Consider the following 1,233-nt stretch of genomic DNA (forward strand, 5'->3'; position numbering starts at 1 on the left):
CCGAAGACCTGCACCACCTGGGCAAGGAGCGTGTCCATGCCCGCCCGCATGTCGAGCGGCGCCACCGACAGCCACAAGGCTTCGACCCGGATCACCCGAGCCACTCGCGCAGCCAGACACCACAGGTGGCCGCCGAGGACGCGGGCCAGTCTACCGTGACCACTGCGGAGCCTTTGCGCAGTTCCAGGCGGATAGGGGCCTCAAGGCTGGGGGAAAGCTGCACTGGGACAAAGCCGCCCATCGGCTCGGAGGCCGCCACACGTAAGGGCAGGCAGGACAACTCGGGCGGCTCGATGCCCCGCTCGCGCATCCAGCGCCGCAGCTGGTTGGCGTTGATCCCGTTGGCCAGGGCCACACCGGCGACAGAGGCGCCGGGCTCGCCGCAGGCTTCGATCAGGGAGCGCTTGAATTCCTCGGAATGGGTTCGGCGGGTACGACGCGGCGGGGTGATGTTCATGGAAGTGTCCACTTCTAAGCGTAGTGGACACTATGGTTAGCGAGCTAAGGAGCGGTGGAAAGGTGGGATCACCGGGCGCTTACGGGCTGGGAGCGCATCTCGGTGATACTCCATATGGCGCTCTTCTGGCCGGTGCCGGCGGCAAACCTGCGTGCGCCGGATGTCTTTTAGATTAAAGGCACTTTGAAATTAGCTTCGGCCGATTCTTAAAAGGGTATGGGCTGTTGTCGCACTGTTTGAACTTGCACGTGCTGGAGGTGCTGGGCAGGCGCCAGAGCATTCCGCATGCTTGTCGGGGGCTACACTGCCTGGTGTTCGCTGGCCCTGTATTCGGTGCGGGTTGCCTCGCGGTTATTCGAGTCGAACGGTCCTTGATGTTCTCTCCCTTGCTCAAAAGGCACCGTTGCGGGCCCTAAAATGCGGCAAAGCTATGAACCCAGAACGTAAAAAAACCGCTGAACCTTTCGATTCAGCGGCTTAGTGTTCGGTTGGTGGTGATGGGCGGAATCACCAGTGCCACCACCAATCGTACTGTAAGTCGTTGAATCGTAAGGGGGTGCGAAGCGCATGCCGGGTACGGGTCGGTAAATGTGATACCCCCTTGTGACGCTATCTTAGCGCGATAGCGGGCGAGGTAGCTAGCCAAGACGCCACCCCTGTCAGCGTGGCTGCATTAGCGGGCGTAGGCGGACTTTCTTGCAGAGTCTAGGGGATGGGTTCGGTAAGCGCCCGGTGATCCCACCTTTCCACCGCTCCTTAGCTCGCTAACCATAGTG

Annotated in this window: 1 protein-coding gene; it reads right to left on the bottom strand. The window is 61.2% G+C overall.

Annotated features, from left to right (window positions below):
* Positions 1–91 precede the first annotated feature (91 nt).
* Entirely contained in the window at positions 92–457 is a 366-nt protein-coding gene (locus tag L6Q67_RS23440; RefSeq protein WP_296575892.1) for a transposase, read from the bottom strand.
* Positions 458–1,233: the final 776 nt, after the last annotated feature.

The organism is Zoogloea sp., from assembly GCF_023150065.1.
Classification (GTDB): Bacteria; Pseudomonadota; Gammaproteobacteria; order Burkholderiales; family Rhodocyclaceae; genus Zoogloea.

Excerpts from the sequence above, each read along its gene's own strand:
- L6Q67_RS23440 (WP_296575892.1), bottom strand. The coding sequence starts at position 457 with ATGAACATCACCCCGCCGCGTCGTACCCGCCGAACCCATTCCGAGGAA.